We start from the raw sequence: 18,895 nt of genomic DNA, 5'->3' as shown, positions 1-18,895 counted from the left end.
GACCTGTAAAGTATTCGTGACGAGTGTCGGCCGTTGTCGAGAAGACGGGGCTTTTGTGCGATGGCGAAGTTGATATCTGTCACGTAATCTTTACGAAAAATTGCAAGGCAATGGAAAAAATTGCCCAGAGTCGGGCCGAAAAACGCCCACGACACCGTCCCCACCATCTTCCTGGATCTTTCCATGCGTATCAAAGTGCATTGCCAGAACCGCATCGGCATCCTGCGCGACATTCTCAACCTGCTGGTGGACTACGGCATCAACGTGGCCCGTGGCGAGGTCGGTGGCGACCAGGGCAATGCCATCTACTTGCATTGCCCGAACCTGATCAACCTGCAGTTTCAGGCCCTGCGTCCGAAGTTCGAGACCATCGCGGGGGTGTTTGGCGTGAAGCGGGTCGGGTTGATGCCCAGCGAGCGCCGGCACATGGAGCTCAATGCGCTGCTGGGGGCGCTGGAGTTTCCGGTGTTGTCCATCGACATGGGCGGCTCGATTGTCGCGGCGAACCGGGCGGCGGCGCAGTTGCTCGGTGTGCGGGTCGATGAGGTGCCGGGGATCGCTTTGTCCCGCTATGCGGCGGATTTCGACCTGCCGCAACTGGTGCGCACCAGCAAGTCGCGAATCAATGGCCTGCGGGTCAAGATCAAGGGTGACGTCTTTCTGGCGGATATCGCCCCCCTGCGGTCGGAGCATGACGACAGCGAGGCGATGGCTGGCGCGGTGTTGACGCTGCACCGCGCCGATCAGCTCGGTGAACGGATCTATAACGTGCGCAAGCAGGAATTGCGTGGGTTCGACAGTATTTTCCAGAGTTCCCGGGTGATGGCCGCGGTGGTGCGCGAGGCTCGGCGTATGGCCCCGTTGGATGCGCCGCTGTTGATCGAAGGTGAGACCGGTACCGGCAAGGAGCTGTTGGCGCGCGCCTGTCACCTGGCCAGTCCACGTGGCCAGGCGCCGTTGATGGCGCTTAATTGCGCTGGGCTGTCGGAGTCGATGGCCGAAACCGAATTGTTCGGTTATGGCCCCGGCGCTTTTGACGGTGCGCGCGCGGAAGGCAAGCTCGGGTTGTTGGAACTGACGGCCGGCGGCACGCTGTTTCTGGATGGGGTCGCGGAGATGAGCCCGCGCTTGCAGGCCAAGCTGCTGCGCTTTCTGCAGGATGGCGGTTTCCGTCGGGTGGGCAGTGACGAAGAGGTTTATCTCGATGTGCGGGTGATCTGCGCCACCCAGGTCGATCTGTCGGAGTCGTGTGCCCGTGGCGAGTTTCGCCAGGATCTGTATCACCGCCTCAATGTACTGTCGCTGCATATCCCGCCCTTGCGTGAATGCCTGGACGGCCTGGCGCCATTGGTGGAGCACTTCCTCGACCAGGCCAGCCGGCAGATCGGCTGCCCGTTGCCGCAACTGGCGCCGGCGGCCATGGAGCGCCTGAGTCACTACCACTGGCCGGGAAATATCCGGCAACTGGAAAACGTATTGTTTCAGGCGGTTTCGTTATGCGAAGGGGGATGGGTCAAGGGCGAACATATTCGCCTGCCGGATTACGGGGTGCGCCAGCCGCTGGGGGACTTTTCCCTGGAGGGTGGGTTGGACGAGATTGTCGGACGATTCGAGAAGGCGGTGCTGGAGCGCTTGTATTCGGAGCATCCGAGCAGTCGTTTGCTGGGCAAGCGGCTGGGCGTTTCCCATACCACCATTGCCAATAAACTGAAGGAACATAATCTCGGAAAGAGAGACAGCGTATCGGATTCCTAGGGTACATCGGAGCTGGGTCTGCCTGGGCGCCGGCTTTTCTCCCGCATCGCTACCGATACTTGCCGTCAGCGGCATAACTGCGCCGTTTTTTCGTCCCTGCTCACCCTCTTGAAACCCTCGAAATACCATCGAAGTCCCGGCTGGCTTGGGTTTGGCCGTCAAAAAAACAAGTTGGTGCAAAAATTGCTAGGCCTCTCGCTGTACAACGGTGGGCGGCAAACGTCCGTCAGTAAAGAGGAAAGACTGTGGACAAGTACCTTTACGTGGCAATGACCGGCGCCAGCCAGAATGCTCTGGCGCAAAAGGCACATGCCAACAATCTGGCGAACATCTCCACCAGCGGCTTTCAGCGTGACCTGGAGCAGGCCCGTTCGATGCCGGTGTTCGGTGATGTCTTTGCGGCGCGCGCGTTTGCCATGTCCGAGCGGCCGGCAACCGACTTCTCGCCAGGCCCGATGCAGCAAACCGGGCGTGATCTCGACGTAGCCGTGGGCGGCACCGGCTGGGTGGCGGTGCAGGCTCCCGACGGTAGCGAAGGCTATGTGCGTACCGCGAGCATGAATATCGATGCGCTGGGCATATTGCGTGCAGGCAACGGTATGCCGGTGATGGGCAATGCCGGGCCGATTGCCGTGCCGCCCGAGGCGAAGGTCGAAGTGGGCGAGGACGGCACCATCAGTATCCGTGCGATGGGTGAAGGCCCGCGTGTCGTGGCCGTGGTCGATCGCATCAAGCTGGTCAACCCGGACCTGAAGAACATGACCAAGGGCCTGGACGGGATGATCCACACCAAGGACGGCCAGCCAGCGGCGGCGGATGCCAACGTCAAGCTGGTGTCCGGTTTCCTTGAGGCAAGCAACGTCAATGCCGTCGAGGAAATGACCTCGGTGCTGGCCTTGGCCAAGCAGTTCGAGTTGCATATCAAAATGATGAACACCGCCAAAGACGATGACCAGGCAATGGCTCGGGTCTTGCAGATTAGCTAATCACCACAACGTAGCGCCGTAAAACAGGCGCGCGAAGGAGAGCAGAATGCTTCCGGCACTATGGGTTGCAAAAACAGGTTTGGCGGCGCAAGACACCAACCTGACCACCATTTCCAACAACCTGGCCAACGTCTCGACCACCGGCTTCAAACGTGATCGCGCCGAGTTCCAGGACCTGCTGTACCAGATCAAACGCCAACCTGGCGCCCAGTCCACTCAGGACAGCGAACTGCCGTCTGGCTTGCAACTGGGTACGGGTGTGCGCATTGTCGGCACGCAAAAGAACTTCGCCGCCGGCAGCCTGCAGACCACTGATCAACCGCTGGACATGGCGGTCAACGGTCGCGGCTTCTTCCAGATACTGCAACCGGACGGCACCACGGCCTACACCCGTGACGGCACTTTCCATCTGGACAACAACGGCCAGGTCGTCACCGCCAGCGGCTTTGCTCTGGATCCCGCGATCGTGATTCCGAACAACGCCCAGACCTTCACCGTGGGCAAGGACGGCACCGTATCGATCACCGTCGCCGGCAACCCGGCTTCGCAAGTGATCGGCAACCTGCAGACCGCCGACTTCATCAACCCGGCTGGCTTGCAAGCCGTGGGCGGCAACCTGTTCCTGGAAACCGCCGCCAGTGGCGCGCCACAGGTCGGTACGCCGGGGCTCAACGGTTTCGGTACCACCGAGCAGAGCACCCTGGAAACGTCGAACGTCAGCACGGTGGAAGAGATGGTCAACATGATCACCACCCAGCGTGCCTACGAAATGAACTCCAAGGTGATCTCCACCGCCGACCAGATGCTCTCGTTCGTCACGCAGAATCTGTAATCAAGTCTATGGGGCGGTCTGAAGGTCGCCTGCAACACCGTGAGGTAGGGTCATGAATCGGTTGTTTTCAATTCTCGCGCTGAGTGGGGTCGCGGCACTGGCAGGTTGCGTGAATCCGCCACCCAAGCCGAACGACCCTTACTACGCGCCGGTGTTGCCGCGCACGCCGTTGCCCGCAGCGGCAAACAACGGTTCGATCTATCAGGCCGGTTTCGAACAGAACTTGTACAGTGATCGCAAGGCATTCCGGGTCGGCGACATCATCACCATCACCTTGAACGAGGCGACCCAGGCCAGCAAGAACGCCAGCTCCAACCTGTCGAAGAAAAGTGCCACGAACATCGGTCTGAGCTCGTTGTTTGGCAGTACGCCCAATACCAACAACCCACTGGGCGGCGGTGACCTGAGCCTGAGCGCCGGCTACAGCGGCAACCGTGCCACCGACGGCTCGGCCAAGGCCGGCCAGAGCAACAGCCTGACCGGTTCGATCACCGTCACCGTGGCGGATGTATTGCCCAACGGCATCATTGCGGTGCGTGGCGAGAAGTGGATGACCCTCAACACCGGCGATGAGCTGGTGCGGATTGCCGGCCTGGTTCGGGCCGACGATATCTCCACCGATAACACCGTTTCATCGACCCGAGTGGCCGATGCGCGCATCACCTATTCGGGGACCGGCTCCTTTGCCGATACGAGCCAGCCGGGTTGGTTCGACCGTTTCTTCCTCAGCCCGCTCTGGCCTTTCTAGGTGCCGATGACCATGTTCAACTTCAAGCATCTGATGGCGGCTGTGTTGCTGATGTCTATCGCCTTCGATGTCCAGGCCGAGCGGTTGAAGGACATCGCCAGCATTTCCGGCGTGCGCTCCAACCAGTTGATCGGTTATGGCCTGGTGGTCGGCCTCAATGGCACCGGTGACCAGACCACCCAGACGCCGTTTACCCTACAGACGTTCAACAACATGCTGTCGCAGTTCGGTATCAAGGTGCCGCCCAGTTCCGCCAACGTGCAGTTGAAGAACGTCGCGGCGGTGTCGATCAGCGCCGATCTGCCGGCGTTCGCCAAGCCGGGTCAGGTGGTGGATATCACCGTTTCTTCCATCGGTAACTCCAAGAGCCTGCGTGGCGGCACCTTGCTGCTGACGCCGCTGAAGGGGATCGACGGTAACGTCTACGCCATCGCCCAGGGCAACCTGGTGGTGGGCGGTTTTGATGCCGAGGGGCGTGACGGTTCGAAGATCACCGTCAACGTGCCGTCGGCCGGTCGTATTCCCGGTGGTGCTTCGGTCGAGCGCGCGGTGCCCAGTGGTTTCAATCAGGGCAATAGCCTGACCCTGAATCTCAACCGTTCGGACTTCACCACGGCCAAGCGCATCGTCGATAAAATTAACAATATGCTCGGCCCCGGCGTGGCACAAGCCATCGACGGCGGCTCGATTCGGGTCACCGCGCCACTGGATCCGAGCCAACGTGTCGACTACCTGTCGATCCTGGAAAACCTTGAGGTCGATCCGGGGCAGGCGGTGGCTAAGGTCATCATCAACTCGCGTACCGGCACTATCGTGATCGGTCAGAACGTCAAGGTTTCGCCGGCGGCAGTGACCCACGGCAGCCTGACGGTGACCATCACCGAAGACCCGATCGTCAGCCAGCCAGGCCCGCTGTCGAACGGCACCACGGCGGTGGTCCCGCGTTCGCGGGTCAATGCCCAGCAGGAAGCCAAGCCGATGTTCAAGTTCGGTCCAGGCACGACCCTGGACGAGATCGTCCGGGCGGTGAATCAGGTGGGGGCGGCGCCAGGCGACCTGATGGCGATCCTCGAAGCGCTGAAACAGGCCGGCGCGCTGCAAGCCGACCTGATCGTGATTTGAGGCCGTTTCCATGGTGGATATTCATAAGAGTGGGATCGTCAGCGCCAGCGACTCGGGCGCCTATACCGACCTCAATCGCCTGAACAATCTGAAGGTCGGCGACCGCAACAGTGACGGCAATCTGCGCAAGGTCGCGCAGGAATTCGAGTCGCTGTTTCTCAGTCAAATGCTCAAGTCCATGCGTTCGGCCACCGAAGTGCTGGGCCAGGACAATCCGCTCAATACTCCGGCGGCCAAGCAATACCAGGAAATGTATGACCAGCAACTGGCCGTGACCATGTCCCGCCAGGGTGGAGGTATCGGTCTGGCTGACGTGTTGATGCGCCAGATGTCCAAGGAAAAATCCTCCAGGCCGTCGGAAAGTGGGCTCAAGGCCGGACCGCCAGCGGGAGCGCTCGAGAAGCCGGTCCAGACGCCGATTGCCGCAGGTACCGCGACGCCGACGCCGGGTTCGCCGTTCGTGCGCTCTAACGGCCAGCACGCCCTGTGGGCGTCGCGGGTCGCTACGCAGAACAACGCCGACGCCAGCCTGCGCAACGATGTGGCGAAACTCAACTCGCGGCGTCTGGCGTTGCCGAGCAAGCTGGCTGATCGCTTGCTGGCCGGGCTTGTTCCGTCGATTGACGGTGCCCAAGTCGCACCGGCCAGGCACGTCCTGGCGCAACGTGCCGCTGGCGATAGCGTGGTCAATGGCGACTGGCTGGCCGTACCGAATGGGGGCATGCAGATCTACGGTCGCGCCATGGCTCAGCCGCCCTTGGCGCCGGCCAGGCGGGCGTTCAGTTCTCAGGATGAATTTGTCGCCACCCTGCTACCCATGGCGCAACAGGCGGCCCAACGCATTGGTGTCGATCCGCGTTACCTGGTGGCTCAGGCAGCCCTGGAAACCGGTTGGGGCAAATCGGTCATGCGCCAGCAGGACGGCAGCAGCAGTCATAACCTGTTCGGCATCAAGACCGGCGGCAGTTGGCAGGGACCGCAGGCTCGGGCGATCACTAGCGAGTTTCGCAATGGGCAGATGGTCAAGGAAACGGCGGACTTTCGCTCTTACGCTTCCTACCAGGACAGCTTCCACGATTTGATCTCGATGCTGCAAAGCAACAATCGTTATCAAGATGTGCTGAAGTCAGCCGATAACCCAGAGCAGTTTGTCCGTGAGCTACAAAAGGCCGGGTATGCAACCGACCCGGACTACGCCAGCAAGATTTCGCAAATAGCAAAAACCATGAAGAGCTACCAGAACTACGCTGCGGCGGGCGCTTCCACGAATTTATAAGGTCTGAATCATGAGTCTGCTCAATATCGGGATGACGGGGTTGAACGCGGCCAGCTCGGCGCTATCAACCACCGGCAACAACATTGCCAACGTCGATACCGCCGGTTATTCGCGTCAGCAAACCGTGCAGAGCTCCGCGGCCTCGCAAAAGTACGGCAGCGTCTTCATCGGCACCGGCACCACCCTGGCGGATGTGCGCCGAGTCTACAGTTCGTACCTGGAATCGCAGTTGCATACCGCGACCTCGCTCAACAACGACACCTCGTCGTACCTGGCCCAAGTCACGCCGACCGATGCGATGTTGTCCGATACCAACACCGGCATGACGGCCTCCTTGCAGAAGTTCTTCACTTCCCTGCAAGCGGTCTCGGCCTCGCCAACCGACGACCCCTCCCGGCAGAGCGCACTGAGCAGTGCCAAGGCCCTGAGTGATAAGTTCAACGCCATCGCCAAGCAGCTCAACGAGCAGAACACCGGTATCAATACCAATCTGGCGGATATGGCCGACCAGGTGAACAAACTGGCAACCAGCGTCGCTCAATACAACGACCAGATTTCCAGGATTTCCCCATCCGGTGGCGCGCCCAACGACCTGATGGACAAGCGTAACGAGGCTGTTCGTCAGTTGTCCGAACTGGTCGGCACTTCGGTGACCGAGCGCGGCGCCAACTATGATGTCTACCTCGCCAATGGCCAACCGCTGGTCATGGGCAACAGCACGAACACCCTGGCGGCGGTGCCGAGCAAGGACGATCCGAGTCGTTCGGCACTGCAACTGAACCGCGCCTCGAGTACCATCGATATCACCAACACGGTGAGCGGTGGCGAGATCGGCGGTCTGCTGCGTTATCGCAACGAAGTGCTGAACCCGGCGCTGAACGAGCTGGGTCGCGTGGCCTTGGTGGTTGCCGATCAGATGAACCGGCAGAACGCCCAAGGCATCGACAAGAACGGCAACTTCGGTTCGGCGATCTTCAACGATATCAACAGCGCCGCGTTGATCAGCCAGCGCAGTATCGCCAAGTCGACCAACAGTGCCGGTTCCGGCAACCTGAACGTGAATATCAGCGACACCGGCGCCTTGACCACCTACGACTACCAAGTGACCTTCACCAGCGGCACGAACTACTCGGTCAAGCGTTCCGACGGCACCGACATGGGCAGTTTCAGCACGGCTACCACGCCGCCGCCGGTTATCGATGGCTTCACCCTGAACCCCAATAGCGCCACGGCGATGACTGCCGGCGACAGCTTCAAGATCACCCCGACCCGCAGTGGCGCCAGCGATATCCAGACGGTGATGAGCGATTCGAAGAACATCGCCGCCGCTGCGCCGCTGACCGGTGTGACCAGTGCCAACAATGGCGGGACCTATACCCAGCCGACCCTGGTCGACCAATTGGGGGCCTCCACCCCGATCAACAACGCGCAGTTGCGGGACGCCATCAAGTATGGGACGCCGGCCAAGCTCGTCTTCGCTGCCCCCGGCACCGGGGCGGCGGCGGGCACCCAGAACTACACCCTGACCGACGCCAAGGGCAATGTCATGGGCACCGGCACCATCGTGCCAGGCCAGGCCAACACCCTGAACTTGAAGATCAACATGGTGGACGCCTCGGGCAACCCAGTGATGGACACCACCGTCACGCCTAACGTGCAGAAGACCTTCACGGCCCAGACCACGGTGGGCGGCAACCCGAAGGCCGGTGAAAGCTTCACCCTGTCGATGACCGGTGCCGGTTCCTCGGACAACCGCAACAGCACCGTCCTGGTCGGCTTGCAGACCAAGAAGACCGTCGACACCGGCACGCCAAGCCAGGGCATCAGCCTCTCGGATGCCTACGGCAAGCTGGTCTCCAATGTCGGTACCCGGGCATCCACGGCCAAGTCGGACAGCGACGCGACCACCATGGTGCTGACCAACGCCAAGGGCGCGCGCGATTCCCTGTCCGGGGTCAATCTCGACGAGGAAACCGGCAACCTGGTCAAGTACCAGCAGTACTACACCGCCTCGTCACAGATTATCAAAGCGGCCCAGGAAACTTTCAGCATGCTGATCAACAGTCTTTAAGGAGTCGTAATTGATGCGCATTTCCACCGCTCAGTATTACGAAACGACCGCTGCCAATTATCAGCGTGGCTACAATGACACGCTCAAGAGCGCCGCCGAAGCCAGCAGCCTGGTCAAGGTCAATACCGCCGCCGACGACCCGGTTGGCGCGGCGCGGCTGCTGCAACTGGGTCAGCAAAGCGCGGCGCTGACTCAGTACGGCACCAATAGCTCGGCACTCAAGACACAATACACTCAAACCGAAACGGCGCTGGACTCGATCCAGACGGCGATGCAGCGGGCTCGTGAGCTGGCGTTGGCCGCCAACACCGGCAGCAAGACCGATGCCGACCGCAAGGCGGCGGCCCAGGAACTGGGGCAGATCCAGCAGACGATCCTTGGCCTGATGAACAGCCAGGATTCGAACGGCAACTACCTGTTTGGCGGCTCGAAGACCAATGCCGAGCCTTATACCGCCAACGCGGACGGTACCTACCGCTACAACGGCGACCAGTCCACCTTGAGCCTGCAAGTTGGCGAGAATCTGTCGCTGGGCAGTAATATCACCGGTTGGGAAGCCTTCCAGCAGTCCATCAACACCGCGCGAACCCAGGTCACCCTGACCGCGCCGGCGGTGGACGATGGTCGGGTGAGCCTGTCCAACGGCCTGGTCAGCGACAGTGCGACCTACAACGCCGCATTCACTGCCGGCCAACCGTATACCGTGACCTTCCTCAGTAGCACGCAGTTGAGGATTACCGACGGCGCCGGCAACGATGTCACCGCGCAAGCGAGTCAGAACGGCCTGATCAGCAACAGCAACGGTGCCAATCAGACCGTGAACTTCCGTGGCGTCGACCTGGCCCTTAACATCAATCTGAAGGCCGGCGATGTCCCTGACACCGTGATCGCCGGACATAGCTTCACGCTGGCGGCGCAACCGGACTCCTTGAATACCACGCGCAGTCCGGGCAACAGCTCGACAGCGGTGATTACCAGCGCCACCACCACCAACCAGGTTGCCTATACCAGCACCTTCCCTGGCGGTGGGGCAATCATCAAGTTTGGCGCCGGCGGCGCCTATGACCTCTATGCCGCGCCGATCTCGGCGGACAGTAAACCGGTGTCCTCGGGCACCCTGCCGGCGCTGCCGGCGGCGCAGACCATCACCGCCGCTGGCGTCACTTTCACCTTCAATGGCGCGGCCAATGCCGGTGACCAGTTCATCGTTCAGCCCAACGATCATCAGACCCAGAATATCCTCGACACCCTGAACTCGATGATTATTGGCCTGAACACTGCGGTCGACGGCAATCCGCCAGCCCAGCAGAAACTCCTCGCGACCATAAATGCCGGAATCAGCAATATCGACAGTGCGATGAATCAGGCGGGTAGCGCGATTACCACCGTCGGTACGCGGGGTGGGGCACTCGATACTCAGGCGGCCACCAACGAAAGCCTGACCCTGGCCAACGGCAGCAGCCAACAGGCCATCAGGGATTCCGATCCGGCCGAGGTGATGACTCGTCTGACGCTGCAGCAGACCATGTTGCAAGCAGCGCAGTTGGCTTTCAGCAAGATCAGCCAGCTCGGTCTGTTCAACAAGATTTGAAGGCGCTGGGCGCCAAAGCGTCCTCGGCTTCCAATGGTACTGTCGTCTATCAGCCGCTGTCCTCAGCGGCCCTGGGGGTCTCCCGGTCGGGAGAGTCCCTGTCGCTTGAGAGCTTCGTCGTGAACCCTATCCCGCTTGTCAGTGTTGTGATCCCAGCCTTCAATCCACGGTTTTTCGCCGCCGCGCTGAGTACCGCGTTGACTCAGAGTTACGCCAATCTGGAAGTTGTCGTCTGCGACGACAGCCAGGGCGATGAGATCGAGAAGCTGGTGTTGTCGCTCAGCGAGCAGACGGCCAAGCCGGTGCGTTACGTGCGCAATCCTCAGCGAATGGGTTTTGTCGCTAACCTGCTGGCGTGCCTGGAGCAGGCCCAGGGCGACTACATCAAGTTTCTCTGCGACGATGATCGACTGTTTTCCGGGTGTGTCGAGCAGCAGGCACAGGTCTTGATTGGACAGGCGGATGTCAACCTGGTGCTGGGCCAGCGACTGCTGTGGGATGCGGACAATCTTCAGTTGCCCTCGCGCTTGGAGAACAGCGCGCTGTCGCCGGTCTCGGGATTGTTCAAGGGCGAGGATCTGTTGGGGATCTGTGAAAACTTCCCGGTCAATTTCTTCGGTGGTTTTAGCAGTACGTTGTTTCGTCGGGCGGACATGCTCGAGTTGTTGCCCGCGCTGACTCAGCCGGGGCATTGTTTTGCCGCGTCGCTGGACTTGGCCCTGTACATCTGCCTGATGCGCCGCGGCAATATCGTGGTATTGAACACCGTCTTGAGCGTCGAGCGTCTTTATCCTGAACGGCTGAGCAACCAGCAGTCGATGAAGGAGGCAAAAACCATCGAAATGGATTGGCTGATACAGATGCTCAAGGCGCGCAGTGGCGAGCCGGCGCCAGCGCCAGGCTGGGTGCGGTATGTGCCCCTGGTGCGCGCCGATGAAGTGCCACGCCCCTGGGAGGAACTGCCACTCAGTCGGACGCTGGGGACCAAGCAGACCACGCAATCCTGGCGGGTCGGGATTGCCAGCGAGAGCTTTGCACAGATGTATGCCCAGTGGCTGGGCTGCCGCACGCTGACCGACGCCCAGCGCCTGTTGCTGCCCGATACCGTCAGTGGCTGGGCGACGCAGCCGAAGATCGTAGCGGTCGTCATTGACGAGCAGGGCAGCCATGCGGGCCTGCAGGTGACGCTCGACAGTCTCGACGGGCAAGACTATGCGCCGGAGCTGACGCTGGTGCTGTCCAGTGCCTGTACCGAGTCGGTACTGGACGGGCGCGTGTTCCGCCTGCCCTTGCTGGACGACTGGAGGCAGCAACTGAACGAGTTACTGCCGCAGTTGCAGGGTGCTCACTGGTTTTATCTGCTGCGCGCCGGCGACCGGCTGGTGGCGCCGGCCTTGCTGATTCTGGCCGAACGTATTGCGGTCTCGTCGCAGGCCCTGTGTGTCTATAGCGACGAAGGTGGCCTGCATGAAGGGGAGTCCATGGCGCCGGTGTTCAAGCCGGACTTCAACCTGGACCTGATGCGTAGTTATCCCTATGTCGGACGGGCATTGGCGTTCCAGCGCGAGGCCTTTCTGGCCTCGGGTGGCTTTGACGTGAGCCATGGCGAGTTGGCACCGCACGATATGCTGTGGCGCCTGGTCGAACTCGCGGGCACCCAGGCCGTGGAGCATATTGCCGAGATCCTGCTGGAGTCGGGGTTTTCCCTGGCCGACTGGCTTTCGTTGCCTGAACTGGTCGAGCTCAACCCTCTTGTCGTAGGTGCGCATTTGCGGCGTCTGGGTATCGCGCACGAGATCCGTCGCGGCTCCGCGCCGTTGCTCAACCACGTGGAGTACCGGCATGGCGAACGACCGCTGGTGTCGATCATTATTATCAGCAAGGATCAATCGGCGGCTGTGCAGCGTTGCGTCGAGAGTCTGCTGGAGAAGACCGCCTATGCCGAATACGAGTTGCTGCTGGTCGACAATGGCAGTGAAGGCGCCGACGCCAAGGCGTGGTTGGCCGGCATGGCGCAATTGGCCGGCAGCCTGGTGCGGGTGCTGGAATATCCTGGGCAAGGTAATGTCGCCGCAGTGCGTAATTTCGCGGCTCGACAGGCTCGTGGCCAGTACTTGTTGCTGCTTAATCCCTTTGCCGTGATCACCGACGGCCAATGGCTGGAGCAAATGCTCAATCAGGCTCAGCGGCCGGAAGTCGGGGTGGTGGGGGCGAAACTGTTCAGTCCTGATGGTAGTATCCTACACGCGGGCTTGATCCTCGGGTTGCGCGGCCCGGCGGGCTTGCCGTTCTATGGCGAGACCCTGAATGCCTCCGGGTATATGTATCGGTTGCAGGTGACACAGGATCTGAGCGCGGTCGGTGCCGATTGCCTGTTGGTGCGCAAGTCGGTGTTTGATGACGTGGGAGGGCTTGACGAACAACACTTTGCCCACACCCTCAATGAGGTTGATCTTTGCCTGCGCATCGTTCAAAGCAATCACTTGGTGGTGTGGACACCCCACGCACAGTTGGCTATCGGCGTTCAGCCAGCGGTGGCCCAGAATGCAGCCGAGCAGGCGTTGCGAGCCAAGGAAGAAGAGCTGTTTTACCAGCGTTGGTTGCCGTCGATTGCCAGAGACCCGGCGTACAATCCCAACCTGACACTCGACGGCCTCAATGGCTCCAGCTTCAGCCTGGAACCGGGCTTGTGTGCAGGCTGGACACCTTTTTCCAGTCGACATCTGCCTAGGATCATGGCGCTGCCGGTCAATGCCTCGGCTATCGGCCACTATCGGGTGACCCAGCCGCTTATCGAGCTGGAAGCGGCGGGCAGGGCGGTTGGCCGAACCTACTACAACTTGCCGACGATCATTGAGGTAGAACGTCAGTCGCCTGATGTGATTGTCCTGCAAGGCCGTTATGCCGAACAGCCGATCAATGAAATCACGGGTTTGAAAACCTATAGCCATGCCCGGCGCATCTATGAACTGGATGACTATGTCATTAAGGTGCCCCACAAGAACGGGCACATCCGCAACTTGCCGGACCAGATGGAGATGGAGCGGCTGGTGCGTCGTGGCATCGGCATGTGTGACCGGGTCGTCGTGTCGACGCCGGAGCTGGGCAATGCCTTGTCGTCCATGCACAGCGATATCCGGGTGGTCCCGAACATGCTCGCGCCTCACCTCTGGACGGGCCTGCGCAGTCGACGGCGGACATCGAGCAAGCCACGGGTGGGCTGGGGTGGTGGCACCAGCCATGCGGGGGACCTGGCGATTATCGCCGACGTCGTCCGGGAGTTGGCGGACCGGGTCGATTGGGTGTTCTTTGGCATGTGCCCGGAAGAGTTGCGTCCGTATATGCATGAATTCCACGGCGTCATCGACCTGAGCATCTACCCGGCGAAACTGGCCAGCCTCAATCTGGACCTGGCCCTGGCACCGTTGGAGTTTCATATCTTCAACGACTGCAAGAGCAACTTGCGCCTGCTTGAATATGGCGCTTGCGGTTATCCGGTGGTTTGTACCGATACCGCCGCCTATCGAGGTTACTTGCCTTGTACGCGGGTGATGACCAACACCACCGAGGAATGGCTGGAGGCTATTGGCATGCATCTGGCCGATCCCGATGCCAGTTACCGCATGGGTGATCAGCTTCGCGAGGTGGTGCTGCGCGACTACCTGCTGCAGGGCGATAACCTGCGCTACTGGGAGCACGGCTGGTTGGCTGACTGATCGAGAGTGCCCGGTGGTTGTCTTCGGCTGGTGCTCGATAAAGAGCGACTCGGCGTAAGGCCCTGTCGGCTGCCGGCAGCACTGACCTATCCTCCTGTATTCGCGGCCTTTCCTGCCTGTCAGGCCAGTGAACTGGCGCGTTTCCTGCAACGACTGCATCACTTCAAGCCTAAGCCAATTATCTGGCACACCCTGGGCCCTTGGTGAGTCAAACAGCGCGTCATTAGTCTTGTGTCTAAAACAAAGACATCACTATTAAGTTCATCGGGCGATTAGCCGACTGTGGGGAAAAGTTATGCAAGGCAATTTCGGTTCTGAACACGCGTTACCACTGAACGAGCTGTTGACGGTGCTGTTGATCACCCACAACCGACCTGCTTTCCTACGCAGGGCATTGGAGTTCTACAGCCCGCTGCCTTGCCGGATCATTGTTCTCGACTCCTCTGTGCAGACCAGTGAAGGCGTGGCCGATGGCATGTCCAATGTCGATTACCGGCACCTGCCACAATTCGGTTATTGGGATGCCCAGGCCAAAGTCGTCTATGGCATCGATCAAGTCACCACGCCTTATACGGTGTTTGCCGCCGACGATGACTTCCTTATCCATGACTCGGTGGTCGAGTCGGTAAAATTCCTCGAAGCTAATCCCGATTATGGTATGTGCCATGGTTATTGCCTGATGTACCTGGCACTGGCCAACAGCGTGACTTACTACCGGCGCGACAAGAAAGTCTGTGAAGACTATGCGTCCGAGCGGGCACAGGATCGTGTCCTGGATTTCATGAATCAGTTCATTCCGCCGTTTTATGCCGTGCATCGGACCTCGCTGTTTCGCGACTGGTATGCAGCCATGCCGAACGACGCGAAGTTCGAATGGCAGGAGATTGGCCATACGTTCTACATGCTGGCCCAGGCCAAGGCGCGGATTCTTCCGATGGCGTATGTGGTCCGCGAGATCAACTACATACAGTCGGAGCACAAGACCGAGGTTTATCACTCGCTGACGTTCACCGACAGCAAGTCGGTAGCCGAGCGCGAAGCATTTGCCGAGTTTCTGGCGGGTCTGACCGCCGGACAAACCGGCTTGGACCCGCGCGAAGGCAAGGCGTTTGCACTCCAGGCCTTCGAAGCGATGGCCGAAAGCCTGATTTGCGGGCGAGCCCTGGCAGCCGAAATCATTTTCGAGTCCTACTGGAAGAGCGCTACGCAAGCGCCTGAGCGACGTTTCGGCCCTCGCCAGTACGTCGAGATGCCGTTTTACAACCAGGTGTTTTTCGACGAGTTGACTCATATCGAGTTTCTGCTCCACGGCTTGCCGGCGGGGCGTCTGCAGCTCGAAAAACTGGAAGGTGTCTGGGCGCGGCAGCACGACCTGATACGGGCGCGTAATAACGATACGGCGCAAAGCGTGGTTGATCGTTTGTGGCAGGCGCACGATTGCAATATGTTTGATCGGGATCTGGTCAAGCGATTGGCCCGGCAACTGGATCTGCTCGGAGAGCAAGAAGATGCCGAGAAAATGAGCGCCTGGGCGACGCGCCTGGACACCTTGCCGGATCCTCACAATCAGCGGACCTTCGCCGCGACCCGCTCGGGACGTCTGCTGCAGTGGCTGGAGGCCCGCCAACCCGATCACGAGCAAGCCGAGGCGGCGATCCAATACCTGGCGGCTCGCCAGGGCCCGCCTCAGTTCGGGATCATGGTGCTCGATCTGGAGGGTGATATCGATAAACTGCAGGTGACGCTCGATAGCCTGCTGGAGGGGCATTGCAAGTCCTTCCGGATTGTCGTCCTGACCACCGGTGAGCCGTTGGCGGCGACCACCCCACAGAACCTCCTGCACTTTGTCCGGGTGAGCCTGGGCAACTACGTCGACAAACTCAACCAGGTGGCGCGGCAGTCGCCTTGTGAGTGGCTGTTGCTGGTTGAAGCGGGCGACGAGTTTACCGCCAGCGGCCTGTTGCGCGCCGACCTGGAGCTGCTGGATGCAACCTCCTGCCGGGCGGTGATGACCGATGAGATCCAACGTGCGGCGGACGGTGCGCTGATGGATGTATTCCGTCCGGGATTCAACCTCGATCTGCTGCAAAGCGTGCCGGCCTTGATGGCGCGCCATTGGCTGATTCGCCGCGAGGTCCTGGTGGCGGTCGGTGGCTATAGCGCCGACTTCAGCAAGGCACTCGAATTCGACCTGTTGTTGCGGGTGATCGAGCAGGGCGGCATGGCCGGGCTGGCGCATCTGGATGAGCCCCTGCTGATCAGCCGGGCGGTGGAGGTGCAGGAAAACCCTCAAGAGCGCCAGTCTCTGCTTCGCCATCTGGGCACGCGCGGTTACAAGGCCCAGGTGAGTTCGCCGTTGCCGGGTACTTATCTGATCGATTATCGGCATACCGCACGTCCTCTGGTATCGATCATCTTGCAGAGCCAGGACAATCTGCCCGCGCTACAACGCTGCCTGGCCGCTGTCCTGCAGCGCACTCGCTATACCCACTACGAAGTGTTGATTGTCGATAACCATAGCCAATCCGCTGCCGTTGCGGCCTGGCTGGAGGAGCTGGCGCGCCAGGGCGGCAAGGTCAGTGTGATCAGGCTTGAGCAGCGTCTGGAGACATCGGCGTTGCACAACGTTGCCAGCCAACAGGCCCAGGGCGAATACCTGGTACTGTTATCGGCCGAGAGTGAGGTGGTCAACCCGAATTGGATTGAATCGCTGCTCAATCAAGCGCAGCGCCCGGAGGTCGGGATCGTGGGGGCGAAGCTGTTTGATCGGGACACCAAGGTTTTCCAGGCTGGCTTGCTGCTGGGGCTGAACGGCGCCGTGGGCTCGCCTTTCGTGGGTGAAGACAAGGATGCCAAGGGCTACTTGCAGCGTTTGGTAGTAGGACAGAACTACAGCGCGGTTTCCTCCGTGTGTCTGATGATTCGCCATGACCTCTACAATGCCGTCGGTGGTATGGATGAGGAAGTTTTCGTCGATGCCTTGGGGGATGTCGACCTGTGTCTGAAAGTCGGGCAGGCCGGTTACTTGATCGTCTGGACACCGCAAGTGCAGGTTCTTTACTCGGGAGAGGTGGCGCAAGCAGCGTCGGCGATCGAGGCACTCCGCGAGAAGTGGGCAGATGCGTTCGCGCATGATCCGGCCTACAATCGGAACCTGTCGTTGAGCGGAAAAGGCTTCGCTCTGGGCGCCGCCGCCGGTCCGGATTGGGCTCGGTTATTGGTTTGAACGGGTTGAAGCGTTCAGTGCCCACCAGCGCTGATACGCCTCTGGACGGCTTGCTGGTCGAATAAGTTCCTTCATCTGTGGATTCGGGCAAAATAAGCGTGACCTGTGAGTCATAACGCGCATCTTCACTGTATTGTATTTGCCGGGGATGCGGGCACCTGAGCCTTTTGGGTCAGTGATTGCCCCTCGACTCCGCCGTTTCTACTCCATTTTTTGGGAGGGCGGCAAATCCCTGTTGGTCGGCGCCCTCGATTCCTGCGAGCGGCGGTATTCAGCTGTTTATTATTGGGAAGCCATAATGATTGGCATAAAAAGCATTGCCAGTTACGTGCCGACAGCCGGCGTGGATAACTACGCTCAGGGTGCCAAATTCGCCAAGGATGAAGACTTTATCCTGGGTAAGATCGGTTCAGCCTTTCTGCCGCGCAAAGACCCCGGTCAGGAAACCTCGGACCTGTGTGTCGAAGCGGTGAATGCCTTGTTCGCCAGGCATCCCGAACTCCAACGCGAAAGCATCGATGCGCTGATCGTGGTCACCCAGAACGGTGACGAGGAAGGCCTGCCGCACACGGCGGCGATTGTCCAGGACAAACTCGGTCTGGCGACCAGCGTGGCGGCGTTCGATATTTCCCTGGGCTGTTCCGGTTACGTCTATGGCATCTATGCCATGAAAGGTTTCATGGAAGCCGCCGGTCTGAAGAACGGCCTGCTGGTGACCGCCGATCCGTATTCGAAGATCGTCGACCCCGAGGATCGCAATACCACCATGTTGTTCGGCGATGCCGCGACTGCGACCTGGATGGCCGAAGATGCGCCCTGGCAGTTGGGCAAGGCCAAGTTCGGTACCGACGGTGCTGGTGCGCCGCACCTGAAGGTCAGCGACGGGGTGTTCTTCATGAACGGTCGCCAGGTGTTTAACTTCGCCTTGCTGAAGGTGCCGGCGCACTTGCACGAACTGCTCGATGAGTCCGGCCTGCAACCGGCCGACATCGACGCATTCTGTATCCACCAGGGCAGTGCGGCGATTGTCGACGCCGTAGCGCGGCGTTTCGAGGGCGAGCCGGAGAAGTTCATCAAGGACATGGTCGAGACCGGCAATACCGTGTCTTCGAGTATTCCGTTGCTGCTGGAAAAGCATGCCCTGGATTCCACTTGGAAGCGCGTCGCCCTCAGTGGCTTCGGCGTCGGTCTGTCGTGGGGTTCGGCGATTATTCATCGACCTTGACCCCACAAGGTCGCAAAGTAGCGCTGCGGGTAGGTTGACCGTGAGCGCTATTTTTTTGCGCGGATATTGAGCGAAGTACCCGCAGCGCAAGCTTTGCGCTCAATGCACGGATCAGCGGGGCGCACCGGTCAGGTTTGTCGCCCCGGCGTCATACGCAATAGCCCCCGGCTTGCTTTGCGGTTCCTCGCCATAGTCGGGCCATGACTGTTCACAGCGCCTGGGCCATAGGCTTCTGGCCTTCGAACTTGCGCTAACGAACTCCCCGTACAAACCACTAGACCCTCGTTTTTTCAGGGATGGCAGCTTGATGGCAAAATTTTTGAAAAAACCCCTCAAGCAACCTGCTA

At 60.3% G+C, this 18,895-nt stretch carries 11 protein-coding genes; all 11 read left to right on the top strand.

What is annotated here, in order from left to right; genetic code table 11:
- Positions 1–183 precede the first annotated feature (183 nt).
- The 11 genes from BMX68_RS21895 (at position 184) to BMX68_RS21845 (ending at position 18,548) form a co-directional block, all read left to right on the top strand.
- Positions 184–1,755: a sigma-54-dependent phenylalanine hydroxylase transcriptional regulator PhhR gene (locus BMX68_RS21895; RefSeq protein WP_017130124.1), complete on the top strand. Its 1,572-nt coding sequence runs from the start codon at positions 184–186 to the stop codon at positions 1,753–1,755.
- 245 nt (positions 1,756–2,000) lie between these two features.
- A complete protein-coding gene (locus BMX68_RS21890; RefSeq protein WP_026012980.1) occupies positions 2,001–2,741 on the top strand; it encodes a flagellar basal body rod protein FlgF in 741 nt (246 codons plus the stop codon).
- A gap of 46 nt (positions 2,742–2,787) precedes the next feature.
- Positions 2,788–3,573: a flagellar basal-body rod protein FlgG gene (gene flgG, locus BMX68_RS21885; protein WP_017130126.1), complete on the top strand. Its 786-nt coding sequence runs from the start codon at positions 2,788–2,790 to the stop codon at positions 3,571–3,573.
- A 52-nt stretch (positions 3,574–3,625) separates the two neighbouring features.
- Positions 3,626–4,321 (top strand): flagellar basal body L-ring protein FlgH, encoded by a 696-nt coding sequence (gene flgH / locus BMX68_RS21880; RefSeq protein ID WP_017130127.1) that lies wholly within the window; start codon positions 3,626–3,628, stop codon positions 4,319–4,321.
- A gap of 12 nt (positions 4,322–4,333) precedes the next feature.
- Positions 4,334–5,443 (top strand): flagellar basal body P-ring protein FlgI, encoded by a 1,110-nt coding sequence (locus tag BMX68_RS21875; protein WP_026012981.1) that lies wholly within the window; start codon positions 4,334–4,336, stop codon positions 5,441–5,443.
- 13 nt (positions 5,444–5,456) lie between these two features.
- Entirely contained in the window at positions 5,457–6,719 is a 1,263-nt protein-coding gene (flgJ, locus tag BMX68_RS21870; protein WP_026012982.1) for a flagellar assembly peptidoglycan hydrolase FlgJ, read from the top strand.
- Between the two features lie 10 nt (positions 6,720–6,729).
- Positions 6,730–8,790, top strand: coding sequence for a flagellar hook-associated protein FlgK (flgK, locus tag BMX68_RS21865; protein WP_017130130.1), 2,061 nt, complete (start codon positions 6,730–6,732; stop codon positions 8,788–8,790).
- Positions 8,791–8,803: 13 nt separating this feature from the next.
- Positions 8,804–10,381 (top strand): flagellar hook-associated protein 3, encoded by a 1,578-nt coding sequence (locus tag BMX68_RS21860; RefSeq protein WP_017130131.1) that lies wholly within the window; start codon positions 8,804–8,806, stop codon positions 10,379–10,381.
- Between the two features lie 119 nt (positions 10,382–10,500).
- The gene (locus BMX68_RS21855) at positions 10,501–14,097 is read left to right on the top strand and encodes a glycosyltransferase (protein WP_026012983.1); all 3,597 of its coding nucleotides are present in this window, start codon (positions 10,501–10,503) and stop codon (positions 14,095–14,097) included.
- 295 nt (positions 14,098–14,392) lie between these two features.
- Positions 14,393–17,323: a TIGR00180 family glycosyltransferase gene (locus tag BMX68_RS21850; RefSeq protein WP_017130133.1), complete on the top strand. Its 2,931-nt coding sequence runs from the start codon at positions 14,393–14,395 to the stop codon at positions 17,321–17,323.
- A 298-nt stretch (positions 17,324–17,621) separates the two neighbouring features.
- A complete protein-coding gene (locus BMX68_RS21845) occupies positions 17,622–18,548 on the top strand; it encodes a ketoacyl-ACP synthase III (protein WP_017130134.1) in 927 nt (308 codons plus the stop codon).
- The last annotated feature ends 347 nt before the right edge of the window (positions 18,549–18,895 follow it).

Source organism: Pseudomonas agarici (assembly GCF_900109755.1).
Taxonomy (GTDB): domain Bacteria; phylum Pseudomonadota; class Gammaproteobacteria; order Pseudomonadales; family Pseudomonadaceae; genus Aquipseudomonas; species Aquipseudomonas agarici.
Note: the sequence above shows the minus strand (reverse complement) of the source record. Positions and strands in the feature narration are given on the sequence as shown.